This window comes from Actinomycetospora sp. NBC_00405, from assembly GCF_036044095.1.
In the GTDB taxonomy this organism is placed as follows: Bacteria; Actinomycetota; Actinomycetes; order Mycobacteriales; family Pseudonocardiaceae; genus Actinomycetospora; species Actinomycetospora callitridis.
In genome coordinates this window covers 470720-489130 of the sequence record NZ_CP107938.1, presented here as the reverse complement: position 1 = coordinate 489130, position 18411 = coordinate 470720, and the positions used below count along the sequence as shown (strand labels likewise).

The window sequence follows — 18411 nt, the reverse complement described above, 5'->3', positions numbered from 1 at the left end:
GCTCGTCGACCGCCTCAGGTGCCCTCGGTCGAGCCCGTGGAGGCGGTGGCCATGGCCGGCTCGCCCGTCGGTTCGGGGGGCGCACCCTGGGCGCCGCCGCCCGACTCGGCGACGTCGCCCGCCTGGTCGTGGGCGTGCTGCGCCGGCCTCGCGGGCGCGCGCAGCCCCTCGTAGATCGCGGGCTGGATGTCCCAGGTATTCCAGTACTGCGCCCCGGGCAGGTCGGTGTAGTGCACCGTGACGTTGAAGTCCTCACCGTCGAGCCCGTTCTTGCGCAGGAACGTCATCTGGTCGTCCAGGTCGTCCCAGAAGCAGGTGATGCGCGCACCGGGTGACAGCGAGGTCAAGCCGATGGTGAACAGGGGCAAACCGGAGATCTCGACCCCGTCGGAGCTCTCGATGGGGTGCGAGAACTCGAACGTGATGTTCTTGGCCGGCCCCTGACCCACGTTCTCGACGGCGAGGCTCAGGGCCCTGGTCCCGTGGTCGAACTCGTCGTGCACGGCGACCACCGGGCGGCCTCCGGCGAGGAACTCCTGTCGCACCTCACGCACCGATTCGCGCGCGGCGCGGAGCTGGAACCAGATCACCACAATGAAGGCGGCGTAGAGCAGGGGCGAGAGCGTCTGCGCGACGCTCGTGACGATCTCCAACGCGGGCACGGGTCCTCCCGGGGTGCGGTGTCGGCCTGGACACACGTCCGCGGACCGGCCGTGGTCGGCCGGTCCGCGGGTGCGTGTGTCGAGGGCTCCGCTCAGCGGATGCCGACGACCTCCTGGGCCAGCGCGGCGTGGCGCGTCTGGGCGGCGGAGACGACACCCGAGCGGTTCTTGTTCGCCTCTTCGTAGACGATGACCTTGTTGAGGTCCTCGACCTCGTCCAGCTGCTTGATCTTCGCGACGACGTCGTTCACGCCGAGGTCGTCGTAGTTCGAGATCGGCAGCTCCGAGGCGTGCAGCGCCCCGAGGCGGGTGCGCGCCTCGTGCAGCGCCGCCGCGGTGTCGGTGGCCCCCTCACGGCGGCTGACCTCCTCGGCGCGGTCGAGCGCGGCGTCGCGGCCGGTGACGACCACGTCGCGGGCGTCCTCGCCGAAGCGCGCGGCGCGGCCCGCGGTGTCCGTGACGACGGTGCGGACCTGGTCACCGCGCTGCTGCAGACGCGCGGCGAAGCGGCTGACCTGCTCGCGGGCGAAGTTCACCGGGAGGCTGACAGCGCGGGTGGCGCCGCCGGCGACCATCTGGAACGGCGTCGGCCGCAGGGCGGGCGGGCCGCCGAGCGCGTGCTCGGCCAGCACGGTGGTCAGCCACTCGATGGTGGCCTCGTGTGCCTTCTGGATGCGCTCGGCGAGCTTGGTGACGCCGTTGTCCTTGGCGGCCTCGGCCAGCGCGCGCAGGTACACGGCGCGGTCCCGGAGCTGGTGCTCCAGCGTCAGGTCGCCGAGCAGCGCCTCGTCGACCGGGCCGGCCTGCTCGACGGTGGCCTTGACGACCGCGCCGACGCGCCCGACGACCGGCGACACGACGTCGGCCACCCCACCGAGACGCTGCAGCTCGCGGGTGAGCTCCTGGGTGCGTCGCTCGGCGTTCCGCGCGTTCTCGGACAGCTCGCGCCGCACGGCCTCAGTGCGGGCCTGGCTCACGCGGATGCGCGCGACCTGGACCTCGGTCTGGGTCAGCTGCACCATGGCGCGGAGCTGGGCGATCATGTCGTTCGTAGTGCTCACACTTCTCCTCGAACTCGGTCAGTGTCGTTGCGTGTGCTTCGAGATGCGGCCCGTGAGCCGGTCATATCTGGGATATCCGCCGGTCGCGGTGCCTATTCATCCGGCGCCGCCCGGACCCGGTGTGAGTCGTACGACGGGCCCGTGACCAGCGTCGCGACCCCGCCGCGGCGTCCTGCCCACCCGACCGAGGCGTTTGCCGTCCTCCCCGTGATGGCAACTACAGGCCCCATTGGTCCTGTCGACACTCCGGCAACCGGGCCAGTACGGAGCTCCGGCCTCCACGGCCGGGAGGGAGTGGTTCGTGATGACACAGACCGCCGAGGACCTCGAACAGCAGTGGGCGCAGGACCCGCGATGGGCGGGCGTGCACCGCGTGCACTCCGCGCAGGACGTCGTGTCCCTGCGCGGCAGCCTCCCCGAGACGCACACGCTCGCCGACCACGGCGCGCGGCGGCTGTGGGACCTGTTGCACGGTGACGAGCCGGTGCGGGCGCTCGGCGCGCTGACCGGCGGGCAGGCCGTGCAGATGGTCAAGGCGGGCCTCCAGGCCGTCTATCTCTCGGGGTGGCAGGTGGCCGCGGACGCGAACCTCGCCGGCGAGACCTACCCCGACCAGAGCCTCTACCCCGCGAACTCCGTGCCGTCCGTGGTGCGCAGGCTCAACAACGCGATGCGCCGCAACGACGAGATCCTGGTCGCCGAGGGCGAGGAGCCCGACCCGGACCGCATCCTGCCGATCGTCGCCGACGCCGAGGCCGGGTTCGGCGGCGCGCTCAACGCCTACGAACTGATGAAGGCGATGATCGAGGCCGGCGCCGCCGGAGTGCACTTCGAGGACCAGCTCGCCTCGGAGAAGAAGTGCGGCCACATGGGCGGCAAGGTGCTCGTGCCGACGAGCCAGCACCTGCGCACCCTGCACGCCGCACGGCTCGCGGCGGACGTGGCCGGGGTGCCGAGCCTCGTCGTGGCGCGCACGGACGCCCTGGGCGCCTCGCTGCTCACCACCGACGTCGACGACGACGACCGGCGCTTCCTCACCGGGGAGCGCAGCGCCGAGGGCTTCCACCGCGTGAAGTCCGGCATGGGACCGGTGATCGCCCGGGCGAACGCGTACGCGCCGTACGCGGACCTGCTGTGGATGGAGACCGGAACCCCCGACCTCGACGAGGCCCGCGAGTTCGCCGAGGCCGTGCACCGCGAGCACCCGGACGCGATGCTGGCCTACAACTGCTCGCCGTCGTTCAACTGGCGGCGGCACCTGGACGAGAGCTCGATCGCCAAGTTCCAGCGGGAGCTGGGCGCGATGGGCTACGTGTTCCAGTTCATCACGCTGGCCGGGTTCCACGCCCTGAACCACTCGATGTTCGAGCTGGCCCGCGGTTACGCGGAGCGGGACATGACCGCGTTCGTCGACCTGCAGGAGGCCGAGTTCGCCTCCGAGGAGAACGGCTACACGGCGACGCGCCACCAGCGCGAGGTCGGCGCGGGCTACTTCGACCAGATCGCGCTCGCCGTCGACCCGCACGGCTCCACGGGCGCCATGGAGGGCTCGACCGAGTCCAGCCAGTTCGCCTGAGCAGAGGTTGTCCGAGGGGGACCGGTGGGCATCCCGACGGCCATGTCGGACCCGTCGAATGCCCACCGCGAACCCCCGAATCCCGACGCGCAGGGGACCCCGGAGCAGCACGACCGCGCCGGTCGTGGCTCCGGGCCCTACGCCCCGGCGGGGCGTGACGACCAGGGCAACCCCGTCCCGTCCGTACCCCACGAGGGACTGCTGGGGCGCATCGCGACGTCGCTCGTCGCGGGCGAGGCGGTGGTGCTGGCGGCCGTGGGTGTCGCCGGCCTCGTGACGTCCTGGGGCGCGGGCTTCACCGCCCAGGTGCCGGACACCGTGCTCGCCCTGCGGCTCAACCCCGCCAACAGCGTCCTGCTGCTGGTCACCGCCGTGCTCGCGGCGGCGAGCCTGAAGTCCCGCAGCCTCCTGCGACGCTTCGCCGGCCTCCAGGCCGTGGCCTACCTGCTGTTGTTCGTGTTCGGCGCGGCGTACAGCGTGAACACGGGCAGCGCCACGTTCCTGGACCTCAACACCCCGGACCTCATCCTGTACGGGGTGCTGGCGGTCCTCGGGTTCATCGTCCTGATGATCTCGAGCGCCCGGATCATCGAGCCACCGCCCGGGCCGCTGCCCTACCCGGACGCGGTGCCGAGCGCGCAGGAGAACGAGAACGAGCAGCGCTGAGCACTCACGCCAGCGGTCGGCGGCGGCCGTGGTGGATGCGGTCCTTGACCAGCACCACCATCCCGCCGAGCACCACCACGAGGCCGATGTCCGCGGCGGCGCGCTTGAGACCACCGAGCGCGACCGCGAGATCCCCGGCCGCGAGCCCGACACCGATGAGGCCGGCGGCGGGCACGAGCGCCAGCGCGATGAGGGCACCGGCGAGGACGGCCTCGCGGAACGACGTGATGATGACCAGCCCCGCGAGCGCGCCGCCCGCGCCGACCAGCCAGTCGGCGGCCGTCGGGTCCATGACCATGTGCACGCCCTCGCTGCTCGCGAGCACGCCGGGCTTCGCGAGGCCCAGCGCCCGCAGCACGAGGAACGCGACGCCGCCCGCCGCGGCGAGGATCCCGTAGCCGACGAGGACGGACACCAGGGCCCGCCGGATGCGGTAGAGGTCGGTGCGGATCAGGGCGAGGCCCAGTTTGGCGACGGGCTCGAAGGCCGGGGCGATGATCGCCGACGCGGCCAGGGCCAGGGCCTGCGGCACCGGCGGGGACAGCAGGCCCGCGACGGCGATCGCGCCGCCGAGGCCCATGAGCACGAGGTAGTTGACGCTCATGCGGCCGTGGTGGCGCAGCGTCCGCTCGAACTCCTCCCAGGGCGACTCGTCGGCGTCGTCCTCGACGGCGTCCTGCGCGCCGTCGGCCACCACGCTCTCGGTGCGCACCGTGGCGACGGTGACCGGCCCGTGCTCCCGGGCGCGCTCCACGGTGGCCAGCACGGCGTCGATGGAGCGGTTGAGGACGTGGAGGGTCAGCACGTCCCCCGCCGGTTTGAGGGACCCGCCGCGCTGCAGGGTGAGCGCGAGGACGCCGTCGTGGTCCTCGAGCTCCCCGAGCACCTCGTCGGTCGCCTCGGCCGGCACCGTCACGTCGATCTGGTGGTGCATCTGTCCTCGCTCCTCAGCGCTCGGTGGTGGGTTCGGTGGTGACGGGCTGTGTGAGGGGCTGGGTCAGGGGCGGCACGACGGCGCGCACGACGACCAGCTCCTCGGTCCTCTGGTCGTCCGCGACGAGGCCGCGCGCGTGCAGCAGGGCGTGGCGAGCGGTGAGGACCGGGCCGAACGGGTGCTCGTGGCGCACGACGACCTCGGCGTCCATGCCCTGCTCGCGGAGCCGGGCCACGGTCACGGCCGGGTCGTTGAGCGAGGAGTGCACCACGAGCAGCCGGCCGCCGGGACGCAGGACCCGCGGCGCCTCGTCGCACACCCGGTCGAGCACGGCGCGCCCGTCGCGGCCACCGTCGTAGGCCCGCGCGAGCCCGTGCTCGGGCAGGTCGTCGGTGGCAGCGGGCACGTAGGGCGGGTTGGAGACGACGACGTCGAACCGCTCCCCCGCCACCGGCGCCGTCAGGTCACCACGGCGCACGCGCACCCGACGTCCGTGCCGCAGCGCGTTGAGGCGGGTCGAGAGCAGCGCCCGGCGCGAGACGTCGACCGCGGTCACGTCGGTCCCCGGGACACCCGCGGCGACCACCGACAGTGCGCCGGCCCCGGCGCCGAGCTCGAGGACGCGGCATTCCCGCACGGAGCCGCAGCCGTGGTCGGTCAGCTCGCGACGCAGGACGTCGGCGAGCAGCCACGTGTCACTCTGGACCGGATAGACGCCGGGGACACGCAGCACCTGGTGGTGCGGCCGGACCTCGGTGGGGGCGGCGGGCGAGGTCCTGCGGGGGTCGGGGGCGACGGTCGTCATGGGCTCCTCGGCTCGGCTCGGTGGTGGGCGAGTCGGGTCGCGGGCGCCGCGGACGGCGCGCCGGTCGCCGACCTCGACGTCGACCCAGGGGCAGGCGTTACCCGACCGGGGGTCCGCGCATGGGGTCTCGGACATCACGTGCGAGATCCGTCGGATGGGGCGGCCCGATCGGGTACCTCCCCGGACGCCGTCGATGTGAAGGAGCGTCTCCGTGCCCGTCCTGCCCCGTCCCCGAGGACCGGTCTCGACCGCCGTGCTCGACGTGCTGTCCGGGCGTCGGCCGGCGTCGGACCTGCCCCGGCGTCCCGACGCCGAACCGCTGGGGGAGGACCTGCAGCTCGCGCTGTACTGCTGCTACGAGCTGCACTACCGGTCGTTCGACGGCGTCGACGACGCGCTGGAGTGGGATCCCGACCTGCTGGGCCTGCGCGGCCACCTCGAGGACCTGTTCCTCGGTGCCGTGCGTGCGCAGGTCGAGGGGGGTGACGACGTCGAGGCGGCCGTCGACGCCCTGCTCGTGGAGCCCGTCGAGGGCAGCGGGCCGTCGTGGCACCTCGCCCGCGACGGCGAGCGCTGGCAGCTCGACGAGTACGTCGCGCACCGCTCGATCTACCACCTCAAGGAGGCCGACCCCCAGGCCTGGGTGATCCCGCGGCTCGACGGCGTCGAGGGCCGCGCGAAGGCGTCGCTGATGACCGTCGAGCACGACGAGTACGGCGCCGGGCGGCCCGAGCGGGTGCACGCGCGGATCTACGCGGAGATGATGGCGGGCCTCGGGCTCGACACCACCTACGGCGCCTACCTGGACGTGGCGCCCGCGGAGACGCTCGCAACCGTGAACATCATGTCGCTGTTCGGGCTGCACCGCCGGTGGCGCGGGGCGTCGGTGGGCCAGTTCGCGCTCATCGAGATCACGTCACCGCCGGGGTCGGCGCGCCTCGTGCGCGCGATCGAGCGGCTCGGCCTGCCGGCCGAGGTGACGGCGTTCTACGCCGAGCACGTCGAGGCCGACGCGGTGCACGAGCAGCTCGTGCGCCGGGACCTCATCGCCGGGCTGCTCGAGTCCGAGCCGGAGCTGGCCGCGGACGTCGTGCTCGGTATCCAGGCGTCGACCCTGCTCGAGGACCGGATGGCCGATCACCTCATGGCGGCCTGGTCGTCCGGGGAGTCGTCGTTCGTGTCGCGGGCACTCTCGGCGGTCTGAGCCGGGCGGATCTTCCGCCGGTGGCTGGTGTCGCAGAACGGGTAGCGCTTGGTCCGCCGGCACGCGCACAGGGCCACGACCGGCCGCTCGCTGGTCACCGTCGTCCCGTCGGGCAGCTCGAGCTCGACCGGGCCCTCGACGAGGAAGGGCCCGCCCTCGGTCATCGTGATGCGGGTGGGTCCTGACGGTGCGGCCATGGTCGGCGTCTACCCCGTCGACGCCTCCCGGCACACGCGGCGGGTGAGCGTCACGACGTGCCGGGCGAGCTCGGCGGGACGGGTCTGCGGCAGGTTGTGCGCCCCCGCGGTCGTGGTCACGACCTCGATCCCCGGCCGGGTCGCGGCCAGGGCGTCGAGCCAGCCGGACGGGGCGAGGTGGTCGTGCGGGCCGCGCACCAGCAGCACCGGCACCGTCGTCGCCGCGAGGGTGGCCCGCAGGTCGCGGCGACGGGCGGCGCGCAGCGCACGGGCGAAGCCGGACAGCCGGGTCGTCGCGTAGGAGCGCAGCATGCTCGGCACGCGACGCGGGTCCTCGCGCGCCGCGGTGCGCAGCCAGCGCACGACCAGGCGGCGCCGTGGCGACATGCGCGGATCGGCGGTCGGGCCGACGAGCACGAGCCCGCGCACCGTGTGCGGGTGACACCGCGCGAGCTCGGCCACCACCTGGCAGCTCGCCGAGTGCCCGACCAGGACCAGCGGCTCGTCCGCGAGGCCGTGCTCGTCCAGGCGCCGCGCGAGCTCGTCGGCCGACGACTCCGGGTCCAGCGCCGCGCCAGGCTCCGCGCGGAGCCCCATGGAGGGCAGGGCGACGACCGCCGTGGGGACGGCGACGCCGAGCGCGTCGACGAGTCCCCCGTACGACGCGGCCGTCAGACCCAGGCCGGGGACCGTAACCGCGACGGGGCGGCACGCCGGCGGCAGGAGGACGGGGTGCGGGGGCATCCGGGGTGACTACCCGGCCCCGTGCGGCGTCCTGCCGGCGTGAGACCGACTCCTCACCCGGCCCGCTCAGCGCTCCCGCCGGGCGCCGCCGGCCGGGTGGACCTCACGCACCACCGGTCGGGGGTGGCCGTCGACGGTGGCCCGGCGCGTCACGGCCTCGGCGATGGCCTCGGCGGCGGTGGCCGGGGTGAGCACCAGCGCGCTGCCACCGAAGCCGCCGCCGACCAGACGCGCGCCGAGCGCCCCGTGCTCGAGGGCCGTCTCCACCACGGCGTCGAGCGCCGGCACCGAGACCTCGAAGTCGTCGCGCAGCGAGGCGTGCGACGCGGTCAGCTCGGGCCCGACGTCCGCGGGGCGACCGCCGCGCAGCAGGTCCACCACGCGGTGGACCCGGGCCTGTTCGGTGACGACGTGGCGGGCGCGCCGGAGCAGCGTCCCGTCCAGCCGGTCCAGCATCTCCGGCGTCGCGTCGCGCAGGGCCGGGACGCCGAGCGCCTCCGCGGCGGCGACACAGGCGGCGCGGCGGTCGGCGTAGCCGCCGTCGGCGAGGTCGTGACGCACCCGGGTGTCGACCACGAGCGTCACGAGCTCGTGTTCCTCCAGACCGAGCGCGACGTGCTCGGCCTCGAGCGTGCGGCAGTCCAGCAGCAGCGCCGCGCCCTCCCCGCACATCAGCGACGCCGCCTGGTCCATGATCCCGACGGGTGCGCCGACGACGTCGTTCTCCGCCCGGCGCCCGGCGCGGGCCAGGGTGTGGCGATCGAGCGTGGAGCCGGAGAGCTCCGCCACGGCCAGCGCCACCGCGGACTCCAACGCCGCCGACGACGAGAGCCCCGCGCCGAGCGGGACGTCGCCGTCCACCACCAGGTCCCACCCCGCGCCCGGCAGGCCCGCCTCGCGCAGCGCCCACACCGTCCCCAGGGCGTAGGCCGACCAGCCGCGGGCCTGTGCGAGCGCGTCGAGCGTGGTGGTGACGACGTCGTCGGGCTCCTGGGCGGAGCGCACCGTCACGGTGTCGTCGGCACGCGGGGCGGCGGCGACCCGGCAGCGCCGGTCGATCGCGAAGGGCAGCACGTGGCCCTCGTTGTGGTCGGTGTGCTCGCCGATGAGGTTCACCCGCCCCGGCGCCGAGAACACGCCGTCGGGGTCGCGGCCGAGGGCGTCGCGGAAGGTCTGCCCGACGTCGGCGGTCACCTCGGCGCTCACGCCGGCACCGTCGCGTCCGCGCACGCCGCCCGCAACCGCTCGACGGCCACCTCGGGGGCGACGTCGGTGAGGTACGCGCCGCCGAACGTCTCGGACCCGGCGAGGTACTTCAGCTTGCCGCCGCCCCGGTGCGGCGGGCAGATCTCCAGGTGGAGGTGGGTGACGTCGCGGTCGGCGCCGTCGGTCGGCGCTCCGTGGACACCCATCAGGTACGACGTCGCGACGCCGAAGTACCGGTCGTACCCGGCGAGCACCCGGGCCAGGACGCGGGCGAGGTCGGCGCGGGCCTCGGAGGCCAGGTCGGGCAGGGACGGGGCGTGCGCCCGGCTCCAGATGTCGACCTCGTAGGGGAAGCGCGCCCAGGGTGGGACGCCGGCCACGAAGTGCTCGCCGGCGACGACCTCGCGCACCCCGCCGGCCTCGGCCGCGACGACGTCGCAGAACACGCACCGCCCGGTGCGGTCGTGGTGGGCGCGGGCGGCGGCGATCTCCCGCGCCGGGCGCGGCGGCACGTCGGGGTAGGCGTAGATCTGGCCGTGCGGGTGGTGCAGCGTCACGCCGACCGCCTCGCCCTTGTTCTCGAACGGCAGCACGTAGCGCACGCCGGGGTCGGCGCCGAGGTCGGCGACCCGGCGCGCCCAGGCCTCGACGAGCAGGTGCACCCGGGCGACGCCGACGTCGGCGAGCGTCGCGTCGTGGTCGTCGGTGAACACCACGACCTCGCAGTGCCCGTAGGCCGGCTCGATCGGCACGAGGTCGGTGCCGGGGATCGCGGGCTCGGGCGGGTGCGGCGAGAGCGACGGGAAGCGGTTGTCGAACACCGCGATCTCGAAGTGCTCGCGCGGGATCTCGGTGGGCTCGTGGCCCGCCGACGTCTGACCCGGCGGCGTCGGGCAGAGCGGGCAGGCCGCCGCCGCGGGCTTGTACGTCCGGTCCTGGCGGTCGGTCGCGAAGGTGACCCACTCGCCGTGGGTGGGGTCGTAGCGGCGCTCGCTCACGCGTCCTCCCCCCGTACGTCCCCCGGAGTCACCCAGGAGAAGAACCGGATCGTCCGCCCGTCGGAGAGCTCGCCGACCTCCTCGCCGACCTCCTTGCCGACTCCCTCGTCGTCCCGTGGGATGGACGCTCCGTCCTCGTTCACCGACACCTCCCCCTCGACGCCGGGCGCACACCGATCGCGGTCTCGTGAATCATCACGTCCACGGTCAGGGCGGGCGACGCCGGCAGGCCTGACCAGGGCCGGACCGGACCGCACCCCGGCAAGGGCGCCGGGGCTACCGGGAGAGAAGGCGGCGTTGTCCGCCGGGTCGGGGTCTTCGCTCGGGGTCGACCCATCGTGGGGGCGTGAACCACGGGAGCCCGTCGATCATCTGCACGGTCCAGTGGCCGTGGTGGATCACCTGGTGGTGATGGCGGCAGAGGAGCGTCAGGTTCTCGAGGCACGTCGGACCCTCGTCCGCCGCCCAGTGCACGACGTGGTGGGCGTGGCAACGCCGCGGTCGGCGCGTGCAGCCGGGGAAGGCGCAGCCGCCGTCGCGGAAGGTCAGCGCCCGGCGCATCGCGTCCGGGACCAGGCGGGAGCGTCGGCCGATGTCCAACGGCTCCGACTTCGAGCCCAGCACCATCGGCACGATCTCGGCATCGCAGGCCCACCGGCGGATCGTGGCGGGGTCGGACAGGGCGCCGGAGTCGAGCGTGCCGTGTCCGATCGCCAGCTGCAGCCACCGGAGATCCATGGTGATCGTCAGCAGCGGCCGGCCCGGGCTCCGCAGCGCCTCGCCGGTCGGCGCGGGCGCCTCGGATCGGCGCGGCTCGGGGATCAGCGCGGGCTGCACGTCGTCGGCAGGCGACCGGCCGTCGGCCCCGGCGTCGCCGTCCGGCTCGGTGTCCGGCTCGGTGTCCGGCTCGGTCGCCCCCTCGCGCCGCGCCTCGGCCGCGAGGCCGCCCGGCCCGGCCGCGTCCTCGACCAGGTCCTTCAGCGCGGAGGCGTTGCGGCTCGGGCGGTCGCGGTCGTCGTCCGGGCCGGTCGGTGTGGCGAGGGTGTCGAAGACCTCCCAGATCAGCTCCGCGTCCACCGGGTCGCGGAACCGACCCTTGATCACCAGCGATCCGTCCCGGCGGCGGGTCACGTACAGCTCGTCCCACCGGTCCGCGCCTTCGTCCGGCGCGGCCCCGTCGGGATCGAGGTGATCGAGCAGCCGCTTCGCGACCTTGTCCAACGCGCGGGGCGGCAACCGCGTGGCCTCGTCCGCGAGGATGCGCTCCGCGTCGACCACGTCCCACGGGTCCACGTTCTCGGCCTTCGTCAGCCGCGCCATCGCCTTGCGGATGATCTCGACGTGGTCGTCGTCGACCAGACCCTCGGCCATCACCCGCGCGGTGTTCGGCATCCGCACCGGCAGCGGCTCACCCCGGAGCGACAGCTGCGGCGTCAGGTCCTCGGACTCGCCCACCAGCCGGCGGGCGTCCTTGAGGTCGATCCGCAACGAGTCCTGCAGCAACCGCTCCGTCGTGCGGTTCCCGGTCGACACCGCCACCCCGAGCCGCTCCAGCTCCGCGACGTCCTCCAGCAGCCGGTACTGCTCGCACCGGATGGCGACCATCCGAGCCTGGAGACGGTCGAGCGCCGCGCGCTCCGCCGTCCCCACCGCCCGTTCGCTCATGTGTTCGATTCTAGAGCGAACCCCCGACACCGCGGGCCCGAACGGGACAGAGGGCCGAGGTCAGTCCCCCGACCCGTCGGCGAGCCTGTGCACCGCGTCGGCGAAGGAGTCGGCAGCGCGGAGGCGGGCGGTCAGCGAGCGCCGGCCGGTGTCGGTGAGGCGGTAGCGACGGGGATCGCGGGACTGGCGGGACACCAGGCGGTTGCGGGCGAGCCGGTGCAGCGTCGGTACGAGGCGCGAGAGCGGCATGTCGAGGGTGCCGCCGGCCTGCTCGCGCAGACGGTCCGCGATCTCGTCGTGGCGTCGCGGGGCGTCGGCCAGCGCGGCGAGGACCAGCGCATCGACCTGGCCCCGGTCCCGGATGCGGGCGCGCGGAGCGGAGGCGCGGCGGGTCGTCGTGGTCATGAAGGTCAGGATGGCCCTGCGCGACGATCCGGCAAACGGGGCCGTTGGGCCCAGCCGGGAAGGCCGGACGGTCCATGCGGCCCGCGGTGCGAGCGCCTCGTACCCTCCGGCGCAGTGAGCACGCACGACGTCACCGGCCGGGACGCGGTCGAGCGGGCCCTGGAGGCCGCCGGGGCGCCGCGGGAGATCCGGACCTTCGATACCCCGGTCCCGTCGGCGGCGGCCGCCGCGGAGCAGCTGGGGTGCGAGGTCGGCGCGATCGCCAACAGCCTGGTCTTCACCGCCGGCGAGGAGGCCCGGGCGGTCCTCGTCCTCGCCTCCGGCGCGCACCGCGTCGACCCCCGGCGCCTCGCCACCCACCTCGGGGTCGCGAAGCGTCGCGTCAAGCGCGCCGACCCGGACACCGTCCTGCGGGCGACCGGCCAGCACGTCGGCGGGGTCGCGCCGGTCGGTCACCCGGCACCGCTCCCCTGCCTCGTCGACGTCGCCCTGACCGCCTACCCGACCGTCTGGGCCGGCGCCGGCGATGAGCACTCGATGTTCCCGACCACCGCCGAGGAGCTCGTCGCCCTCACCGGCGGGACGCTGCTCGAGGTCGCCGCGGACTGACGGCCGCGAGGCCGGATCGACCCCCTGCCGGGCGGGTGCCCCGCACCACTCCCACTGATATGGACAGCGTGTTCTTTTCGTGGTTCTCTCTATATGGGCACGGCGTCCACATCCACACCGGAGGTACCCATGAGCAGCACTCGCGTCGCCCTCGTCACCGGGGGTTCGGGCGGGATCGGCCGCGCGGTGGCCGAGCGCCTGGCGGGCGACGGCATGGCCGTTGCCGTCCACTACGCGGGCAACAAGGCCCGGGCCGAGGAGGTCGTCGCCGCCGTCGAGGCGGCCGGCGGCCGGGCGATCGCCGTCGGCGGCGACGTCGCGGAGCCCGCGGAGATGGAGGCCGCGTTCGACGCCGTCGAGGAGGCGTTCGGCGGGATCGACGTCGTCGTGAACACCGCCGGGATCATGATCCTGGCGCCGATCGCGGAGCTGGACCTCGACGACCTCGACCGCATGCACCGCACCAACATCCGCGGCACCGTCGTCGTCGCCCAGCAGGCCGCCCGCCGCGTCCGTGCCGGCGGCGCGATCGTTGCGTTCTCGACATCGGTGACGCGGCTGTCGTTCCCCACCTACGGCGCGTACGTCGCCAGCAAGGGTGCCGTCGAGGCCCTCGTCCCGGTCCTCGCCCGCGAGCTGCGCGGCCGCGACGTCACCGTCAACGCCGTCGCTCCCGGCCCGACCGCGACCCCGCTGTTCCTCGACGGCAAGACCGAGGAGCAGGTGGCCGGGCTCGCGAAGGCCCCGCCGCTCGAGCGCCTCGGGCAGCCCGACGACATCGCCGAGGCCGTCGCCTTCCTCGCCGGACCCGCCCGCTGGGTCAACGGCCAGACCCTGTTCGCCAACGGTGGACTCGCCTGACGTGGCCGGGACCGCGGAGCGCCGGGGACGTGGCCGCGGCCGTCGCCCGGCCGACGAGGTGCGCGGCGAGGTACTGGCCGCGGCGGGCGAGCTCCTGCTCGCCGAGGGCATGGCCGGCTTCACGTTCGAGCGGATCTCGGCGATCTCGGGCGCGAGCCGGACCACCCTGCACAAGTGGTGGCCGTCGCGCGGCGCCCTCGCCCTCGAGGCCTACTTCCGCTCGGTGCAGAGCACGCTCGCGTTCCCCGACACCGGCGACATCGCCGCCGACCTCACCGACCAGCTCACGGCCTTCGTCCGGCTGATGACGCAGACGCCCGCAGGACGCGTGATCGCCGAGCTGATCGGCTCGGCGCAGACCGACCCCGAGCTCGCCGCGGCCTACCGCGAGCACTACTCCGCACCGCGCCGGGCGCTCGCCGTCACGGCGATCGAGCAGGCGCGCGACCGCGGCGAGCTCCGGGACGACGTCGACGCCGAAGCGGTGGTCGACCAGCTGTGGGGCGCCTGCTACCACCGGCTGCTCATCCCCGATCAGCCGCTGACCGAGGACCTGGCCCGCACCCTCGTCGCCCAGGTGGTCCGTGGCGTGGCACGAAGGTGACGAAGGTGACGGCGACGGAAACGGTGGTGCGCAACCAGGTGACAGGAACGGCGTAGGCTGGATGGCGTCTGGATCGATCCGGTAGTGTCCGACCGGTCCGGACGTCACCCCGTACACCGCACCCGAACGAAGGTTGCCGTGCCCGCACGCACCACGCCCGAATCCGAGGTCGACGCCCTCGACGTCGAGCTCTCCGAGCTGCGCCAGCTCCTCGACCGCCTCGATGGCCTGACCCACCAGGCGCGCACGCGGCTTCGCCGCATCGAGCAGCACCGCAACGGTGTCGACCCCCGTTGGATCGACCGCGCCGCTCGCTGACCCGTCCACTCCATGAGCCCGCCCCGACCTGGTCGGGGCGGGCTTCCGTGTTTCAGGGTCAGTGTGTTCGGGGTCAGGCCGCGAGCGCCGCGTAGCGCCCCTCGCGGTCCACCAGCTCGGCGTGCGTCCCGGTCTCGACGACCCGGCCGTGGTCGAGCACCGCGATCTGGTCGGCGTGACGCACGGTCGACAGGCGGTGCGCGATGGTGAGCGTGGTGCGGTGCCGCGCGAGGTCGTCGAGCGCGAGCTGCACGGCCCGCTCGGTCTCGGTGTCGAGCGCACTGGTGGCCTCGTCGAGGACGAGCACCCGCGGGTCGCGCAGGAGCGTGCGGGCGATGGCGATGCGCTGCTTCTCGCCGCCGGAGAAGCGGTGGCCGCGGGCGCCGACCATCGTGTCGTAGCCCTCGGGCAGGGCGGCGACGACGTCGTGGATGCGGGCCGCGCGGGCGGCGGCCTCGATCTCGGCGTCGGTCGCGTCCGGCTTCGCCGCGCGCAGGTTCTCGCGCACGGTGGTGTGCAGGAGGTAGGTCTCCTGGCTGACCACCCCGACGACGCCGGCGAGATCGGCCAGCCGCAGGTCGCGCAGGTCGACACCGTCGATCGTGATGCGCCCGGCGTCGGGGTCGTGGAGGCGGGCGACGAGCGCGCCGAGCGTCGTCTTGCCCGACCCGGTCTCCCCCACCAGCGCGAGCGTCGTGCCGGCGGGCACCGTCAGGTCGACGTCGTCGAGGGCGGGCCGGTGGCCGCCGGGGTGGGTGAAGGTGACGCCCGACAGGCGCAGGTCGCCGCGCACGTCGGTCAGCGACACCGGCTCGTCCGGGTCCGCGATGTCCACCGTCAGGTCCTGGTACTCGAAGATCCGGGCGAACAGCGCCAGCGAGCTGGCCACCTGGACGCCGACGTCGAGCAGCCCCGAGAGCGGCCGGAAGACCCCCGCCTGCAGCGAGGTGAAGGCGACGAGCGTGCCGATCGAGAGCGCGCCGACGGTCCAGGGCAGACCGGCGCCGACGTAGATCAGGGCCGGGATGGCCGCGAAGACGACGCCCATCGTGGCCATGCGCCAGCGCCCGGCCAGCTGCGAGCGCAGCTCGAGGTCGGTGAGGCGTGCCGAGGACGACGTGAAGCGCTCGATGAGGGCGGGGCCGGTGCCGAGCGTGCGATGCAGCGCGGCGGCGTCGACCGACAGGCCCTCCTCGATGGTGACGTTGAGGTCGGCGAGCTCGCGCTGGCGTGCCGCGGTCAGCTCGCGGCGCATGCGCGCGACGCGGCGACTGACGAGCACGGCCGGCGGCAGCACGACCAGGGTGACGAGCGCGAGCTGCCAGGACAGCGCGACCATGGCGACGGCGGTGGCGACGACCGTCGTGAGGTTGGCGGCGATCGACGTCGCCGTCGACGTGACGACGGTCTGCATGCCGCCGATGTCGTTGGTGATGCGCGACTGCACCTCGCCGGTGCGGGTGCGCGTGAAGAACCCGAGCGACTGGCGCTGCAGGTGGGCGAAGACGTCGGTGCGCAGGCGGTGCATGACGCGCTGACCGACGCCGGTGGAGATCCAGGTCTGGACGACGCCGAGCGCGGCGGTGACGGCGGCGACGCCGATCATCCCGGCGGCGAGCAGGACGAGCAGGCGCAGGTCGCGCTGCGGGAGCGCCTCGTCGATGACGGCGCGGAGCAGGAACGGCGAGGCCATGGCGACGATCGACGACGCGACGATGACCACGACGACGACGGCCAGCGGCCGGCGGTCCTGACGGAACAGGCGCGCGACGCGGCGCAGGGAGACCTGGCGTGCCAGTTCGGCGTCCTCGGCACGGGTCTCGCGGCTGGGTTCAGGAGGGCGGGGCAAGGGGCGACTCCTCGGTGGTGGATTGCTGAGGTAACCTCAACGTGAGGCTACAACAACAACTCGCGAAGGGTATTCCCCGTGGACGACGCGCGCAGCGACGCTCCGGAGCAGGGCTCGCTCGCCGAGGCGTTCTGGCAGGTCGCGCGCCGGCTGCGCCACCAGTCGCGCGAGGCGCTCGCGCCCTGGGGAATCTCGCCGTCCCAGCTCCGGGCGCTCGGCGTGCTGCTGCGCCACGGCGCGGTGCGCTCGGGCGAGCTCGCCGAGCACCTGCGCATCGCGCCCCGCTCGGCCACCGAGGTCGTCGACGCGCTCGCCGAGCGCGGCCTCGTCGAGCGCCGGCCCGACCCCGAGGACCGGCGGGCGACGCAGGTCGTCGCCACCGAGGCCGGCACCGAGCTCGGGCGCGCGGTGCAGGCGGCGCGCGCCGTCGAGGCCGACCGCGTCTTCGCGACCCTCGGCGAGGACGACCGCGCCGAGCTCACCCGGCTCCTACGACTGCTCGCCGACGGATAGGGGCCGCTCCGGCCCGCCAGCGTGCCGGTTGCCCGCGCCGGGCATCCCGACGGCCATGACGAGCAGCGGGACGAGCAGCGGGACGAGCAGCGGGACGAGCAGGGGACGCACGCTGGCGGCGGCCGCCCTCGCGGGCGCGGGAGCCGGCCTGGTCGGCGTGGCCGCGATGACGGCGCTGGAGAAGATCGAGCAGGCGGCGCTGGGCCGGCCGTCGTCGTACGTCCCGGCGCGGACACTGCGGGCACTCACCGGCGGAGCTCCGTCCGACGCCGAGCGCCCGCCGGCGTGGAACCACGCGATGCACTGGGGCACCGGCGCGCTCCTCGGCACCCTGCACGGCGTGTGGGCCGCGACCGGGCTGCGCGGACCCCGCGCGCACCTCGCCCACACCGCCGTCCGGCTCGCGACCGACCAGACGCTCGAGAACGCGACCGGCGTCGGGGCGCCGCCGCACACGTGGCCGTGGCGCGAACAGGCCGTCGACGTCGCGCACAAGGCGGTCTACTCGCTCGTCACCGGTGTCGTGGCCGAGCGCCTGGTGGCGCCCGACCTCGAGTCGCACCGCGGTCGCGTCAGCCACTGAGAGCCGCTGGCAGCCGAGCCGCTCCGGCGGCTCACGCCCCGTCGAGCACCTCCCGGAGCACGACGGCGAACTCGTCGGGCTTGCCCGGCCAGCCGAACTCGCCGTCGAGGAAGCCGCCGTGGTGGCTCGGGAAGACCGTGGCCTCCTGGCCGAGCGCCGCGGCTGCGGCACGGCCTGTGCGGGCGGTGTAGGTGTCGCCGGACTCCTCGCCCACCGCGAGGACGACGCGCGCCGGACCCGAGGTCAGCGCGTCGACGTCGAGGACGTACTCGATGACGGCCGTGGAGCGCTCCGAGAGCAGCGGGTCGTCGCGCGAGCCGTCGTCCTCGGTCGGCATGCCGAACATGGCGGGGTCGGGTGTCGGCTGGGCGTAGTACTCCTCGGTGAACTCGCCCTGCCACGACCCGAGGGCCATGAAGCCCGCCATGCCGTGGCCCCAGCCCTTGGCCTGGTAGGCGTCGCGGAACTGCCGACTCGCCCGGTCCGCGGCCTCCGCGTCGGGCAGCACGCCGTTGATCGGCGGCTCGTGGGCGACGAGGGTCACGACGTCCTCGGGGTGGGCGGTGACGAGCTGCAGGCCGGTCACCGCTCCCCCGCTGCTCCCGAACACGTCCACCGGCCCGGCGCCGAGCTCGGCGATCAGGGCGTGGAGGTCTTCCGCCTGCGTGTGGGGCGTGTTGTCGGTCCGACCGTCGCTGCGGGTGCTGCGCCCGAGGCCGCGGGGGTCGTAGGCGACGACGGTGCGGTCCTCGAAGCGCGCCGCGAGAGCGTGGAAGCCGCTCGCGTCCATCGGCTGGCCGATCATGAGCAGCACCGGGTGCCCGTCGGCCGGCGGCAGCGGGCCGTAGACGTCGTAGGCGATCTCGGCGCCGTCCACGGAAAGGACCTTCGTCTCGGTCACGGCCTGCTCCCCCGGAGTGAAGTACGGATATCGAACCAAACAGTTCTAGT

22 protein-coding genes are annotated in these 18411 nt (G+C 74.2%); 9 read left to right on the top strand and 13 right to left on the bottom strand.

All coding sequences use genetic code 11. From position 1 onward, the window contains the following. Positions 1-14: 14 nt before the first annotated feature. Complete coding sequence (locus tag OG774_RS02435) at positions 15-662, bottom strand: hypothetical protein (protein ID WP_328306345.1); 648 nt, start codon at positions 660-662, stop codon at positions 15-17. A 92-nt stretch (positions 663-754) separates the two neighbouring features. Further along, positions 755-1723: a ferritin-like domain-containing protein gene (locus tag OG774_RS02430; RefSeq protein WP_328306344.1), complete on the bottom strand. Its 969-nt coding sequence runs from the start codon at positions 1721-1723 to the stop codon at positions 755-757. A 304-nt stretch (positions 1724-2027) separates the two neighbouring features. On the opposite strand from OG774_RS02430, the gene aceA reads away from it, so the two are divergent. Beyond that, a complete protein-coding gene (gene aceA / locus OG774_RS02425; RefSeq protein ID WP_328310730.1) occupies positions 2028-3299 on the top strand; it encodes an isocitrate lyase in 1272 nt (423 codons plus the stop codon). Between the two features lie 24 nt (positions 3300-3323). Next, complete coding sequence (locus OG774_RS02420) at positions 3324-3965, top strand: DUF4383 domain-containing protein (protein WP_328306343.1); 642 nt, start codon at positions 3324-3326, stop codon at positions 3963-3965. A 4-nt stretch (positions 3966-3969) separates the two neighbouring features. On the opposite strand, the gene OG774_RS02415 is transcribed toward OG774_RS02420, so the two are convergent. Continuing rightward, entirely contained in the window at positions 3970-4899 is a 930-nt protein-coding gene (locus OG774_RS02415) for a DUF389 domain-containing protein (RefSeq protein ID WP_328306342.1), read from the bottom strand. A gap of 13 nt (positions 4900-4912) precedes the next feature. Beyond that, complete coding sequence (locus tag OG774_RS02410; RefSeq protein WP_328306341.1) at positions 4913-5704, bottom strand: HemK2/MTQ2 family protein methyltransferase; 792 nt, start codon at positions 5702-5704, stop codon at positions 4913-4915. A 211-nt stretch (positions 5705-5915) separates the two neighbouring features. On the opposite strand from OG774_RS02410, the gene OG774_RS02405 reads away from it, so the two are divergent. Further along, positions 5916-6908 carry an iron-containing redox enzyme family protein gene (locus OG774_RS02405; protein WP_328306340.1) on the top strand — a complete coding sequence of 331 codons (993 nt, stop codon included), beginning with the start codon at positions 5916-5918 and terminating at the stop codon, positions 6906-6908. Here the strand turns inward: OG774_RS02405 and OG774_RS02400 are convergent. The 7 genes from OG774_RS02400 to OG774_RS02370 all read right to left on the bottom strand — a co-directional run bounded on the left by OG774_RS02400 (position 6842) and on the right by OG774_RS02370 (position 12123). Continuing rightward, complete coding sequence (locus OG774_RS02400; RefSeq protein WP_328306339.1) at positions 6842-7105, bottom strand: CDGSH iron-sulfur domain-containing protein; 264 nt, start codon at positions 7103-7105, stop codon at positions 6842-6844. The two genes, OG774_RS02405 and OG774_RS02400, sit on opposite strands and share 67 nt — an antisense overlap. Before the next feature lie 9 nt (positions 7106-7114). Then, the gene (locus OG774_RS02395) at positions 7115-7849 is read right to left on the bottom strand and encodes an alpha/beta fold hydrolase (protein WP_328306338.1); all 735 of its coding nucleotides are present in this window, start codon (positions 7847-7849) and stop codon (positions 7115-7117) included. Positions 7850-7915: 66 nt separating this feature from the next. Then, complete coding sequence (gene galK, locus OG774_RS02390; RefSeq protein WP_328306337.1) at positions 7916-9055, bottom strand: galactokinase; 1140 nt, start codon at positions 9053-9055, stop codon at positions 7916-7918. After that, positions 9052-10053: a galactose-1-phosphate uridylyltransferase gene (galT, locus tag OG774_RS02385; RefSeq protein ID WP_328306336.1), complete on the bottom strand. Its 1002-nt coding sequence runs from the start codon at positions 10051-10053 to the stop codon at positions 9052-9054. The genes galK and galT overlap by 4 nt, the downstream gene beginning before the upstream one ends. Next, on the bottom strand, positions 10050-10196 hold the full coding sequence (locus OG774_RS02380; RefSeq protein ID WP_328306335.1) for a hypothetical protein: 147 nt from the start codon (positions 10194-10196) through the stop codon (positions 10050-10052). Before OG774_RS02380 ends, galT begins: the two co-directional genes overlap by 4 nt. 133 nt (positions 10197-10329) lie before the next feature. Next, positions 10330-11718, bottom strand: a complete 1389-nt coding sequence (locus OG774_RS02375) for an HNH endonuclease signature motif containing protein (RefSeq protein ID WP_328306334.1) — start codon at positions 11716-11718, stop codon at positions 10330-10332. 60 nt (positions 11719-11778) lie between these two features. Continuing rightward, on the bottom strand, positions 11779-12123 hold the full coding sequence (locus tag OG774_RS02370; protein WP_274195383.1) for a PadR family transcriptional regulator: 345 nt from the start codon (positions 12121-12123) through the stop codon (positions 11779-11781). A 114-nt stretch (positions 12124-12237) separates the two neighbouring features. Here OG774_RS02370 and OG774_RS02365 point away from each other — a divergent pair, with 114 nt between their 5' ends. The 4 genes from OG774_RS02365 to OG774_RS02350 all read left to right on the top strand — a co-directional run bounded on the left by OG774_RS02365 (position 12238) and on the right by OG774_RS02350 (position 14515). Then, positions 12238-12732: a YbaK/EbsC family protein gene (locus OG774_RS02365; RefSeq protein WP_328306333.1), complete on the top strand. Its 495-nt coding sequence runs from the start codon at positions 12238-12240 to the stop codon at positions 12730-12732. 129 nt (positions 12733-12861) lie between these two features. Continuing rightward, positions 12862-13593: an SDR family oxidoreductase gene (locus tag OG774_RS02360; protein ID WP_328306332.1), complete on the top strand. Its 732-nt coding sequence runs from the start codon at positions 12862-12864 to the stop codon at positions 13591-13593. Position 13594: 1 nt separating this feature from the next. Next, complete coding sequence (locus OG774_RS02355) at positions 13595-14197, top strand: TetR-like C-terminal domain-containing protein (protein ID WP_328306331.1); 603 nt, start codon at positions 13595-13597, stop codon at positions 14195-14197. Between the two features lie 138 nt (positions 14198-14335). Then, positions 14336-14515 carry a hypothetical protein gene (locus OG774_RS02350; RefSeq protein WP_274195387.1) on the top strand — a complete coding sequence of 60 codons (180 nt, stop codon included), beginning with the start codon at positions 14336-14338 and terminating at the stop codon, positions 14513-14515. Positions 14516-14588: 73 nt separating this feature from the next. On the opposite strand, the gene OG774_RS02345 is transcribed toward OG774_RS02350, so the two are convergent. Next, entirely contained in the window at positions 14589-16364 is a 1776-nt protein-coding gene (locus OG774_RS02345; protein ID WP_328306330.1) for an ABC transporter ATP-binding protein, read from the bottom strand. Positions 16365-16442: 78 nt separating this feature from the next. Here OG774_RS02345 and OG774_RS02340 point away from each other — a divergent pair, with 78 nt between their 5' ends. Beyond that, positions 16443-16877, top strand: a complete 435-nt coding sequence (locus OG774_RS02340; RefSeq protein ID WP_328306328.1) for a MarR family winged helix-turn-helix transcriptional regulator — start codon at positions 16443-16445, stop codon at positions 16875-16877. Between the two features lie 55 nt (positions 16878-16932). Beyond that, positions 16933-17460: a hypothetical protein gene (locus OG774_RS02335; RefSeq protein ID WP_328306327.1), complete on the top strand. Its 528-nt coding sequence runs from the start codon at positions 16933-16935 to the stop codon at positions 17458-17460. A 31-nt stretch (positions 17461-17491) separates the two neighbouring features. On the opposite strand, the gene OG774_RS02330 is transcribed toward OG774_RS02335, so the two are convergent. Beyond that, positions 17492-18361, bottom strand: a complete 870-nt coding sequence (locus OG774_RS02330; RefSeq protein WP_328306326.1) for an alpha/beta fold hydrolase — start codon at positions 18359-18361, stop codon at positions 17492-17494. Positions 18362-18411 lie beyond the last annotated feature (50 nt).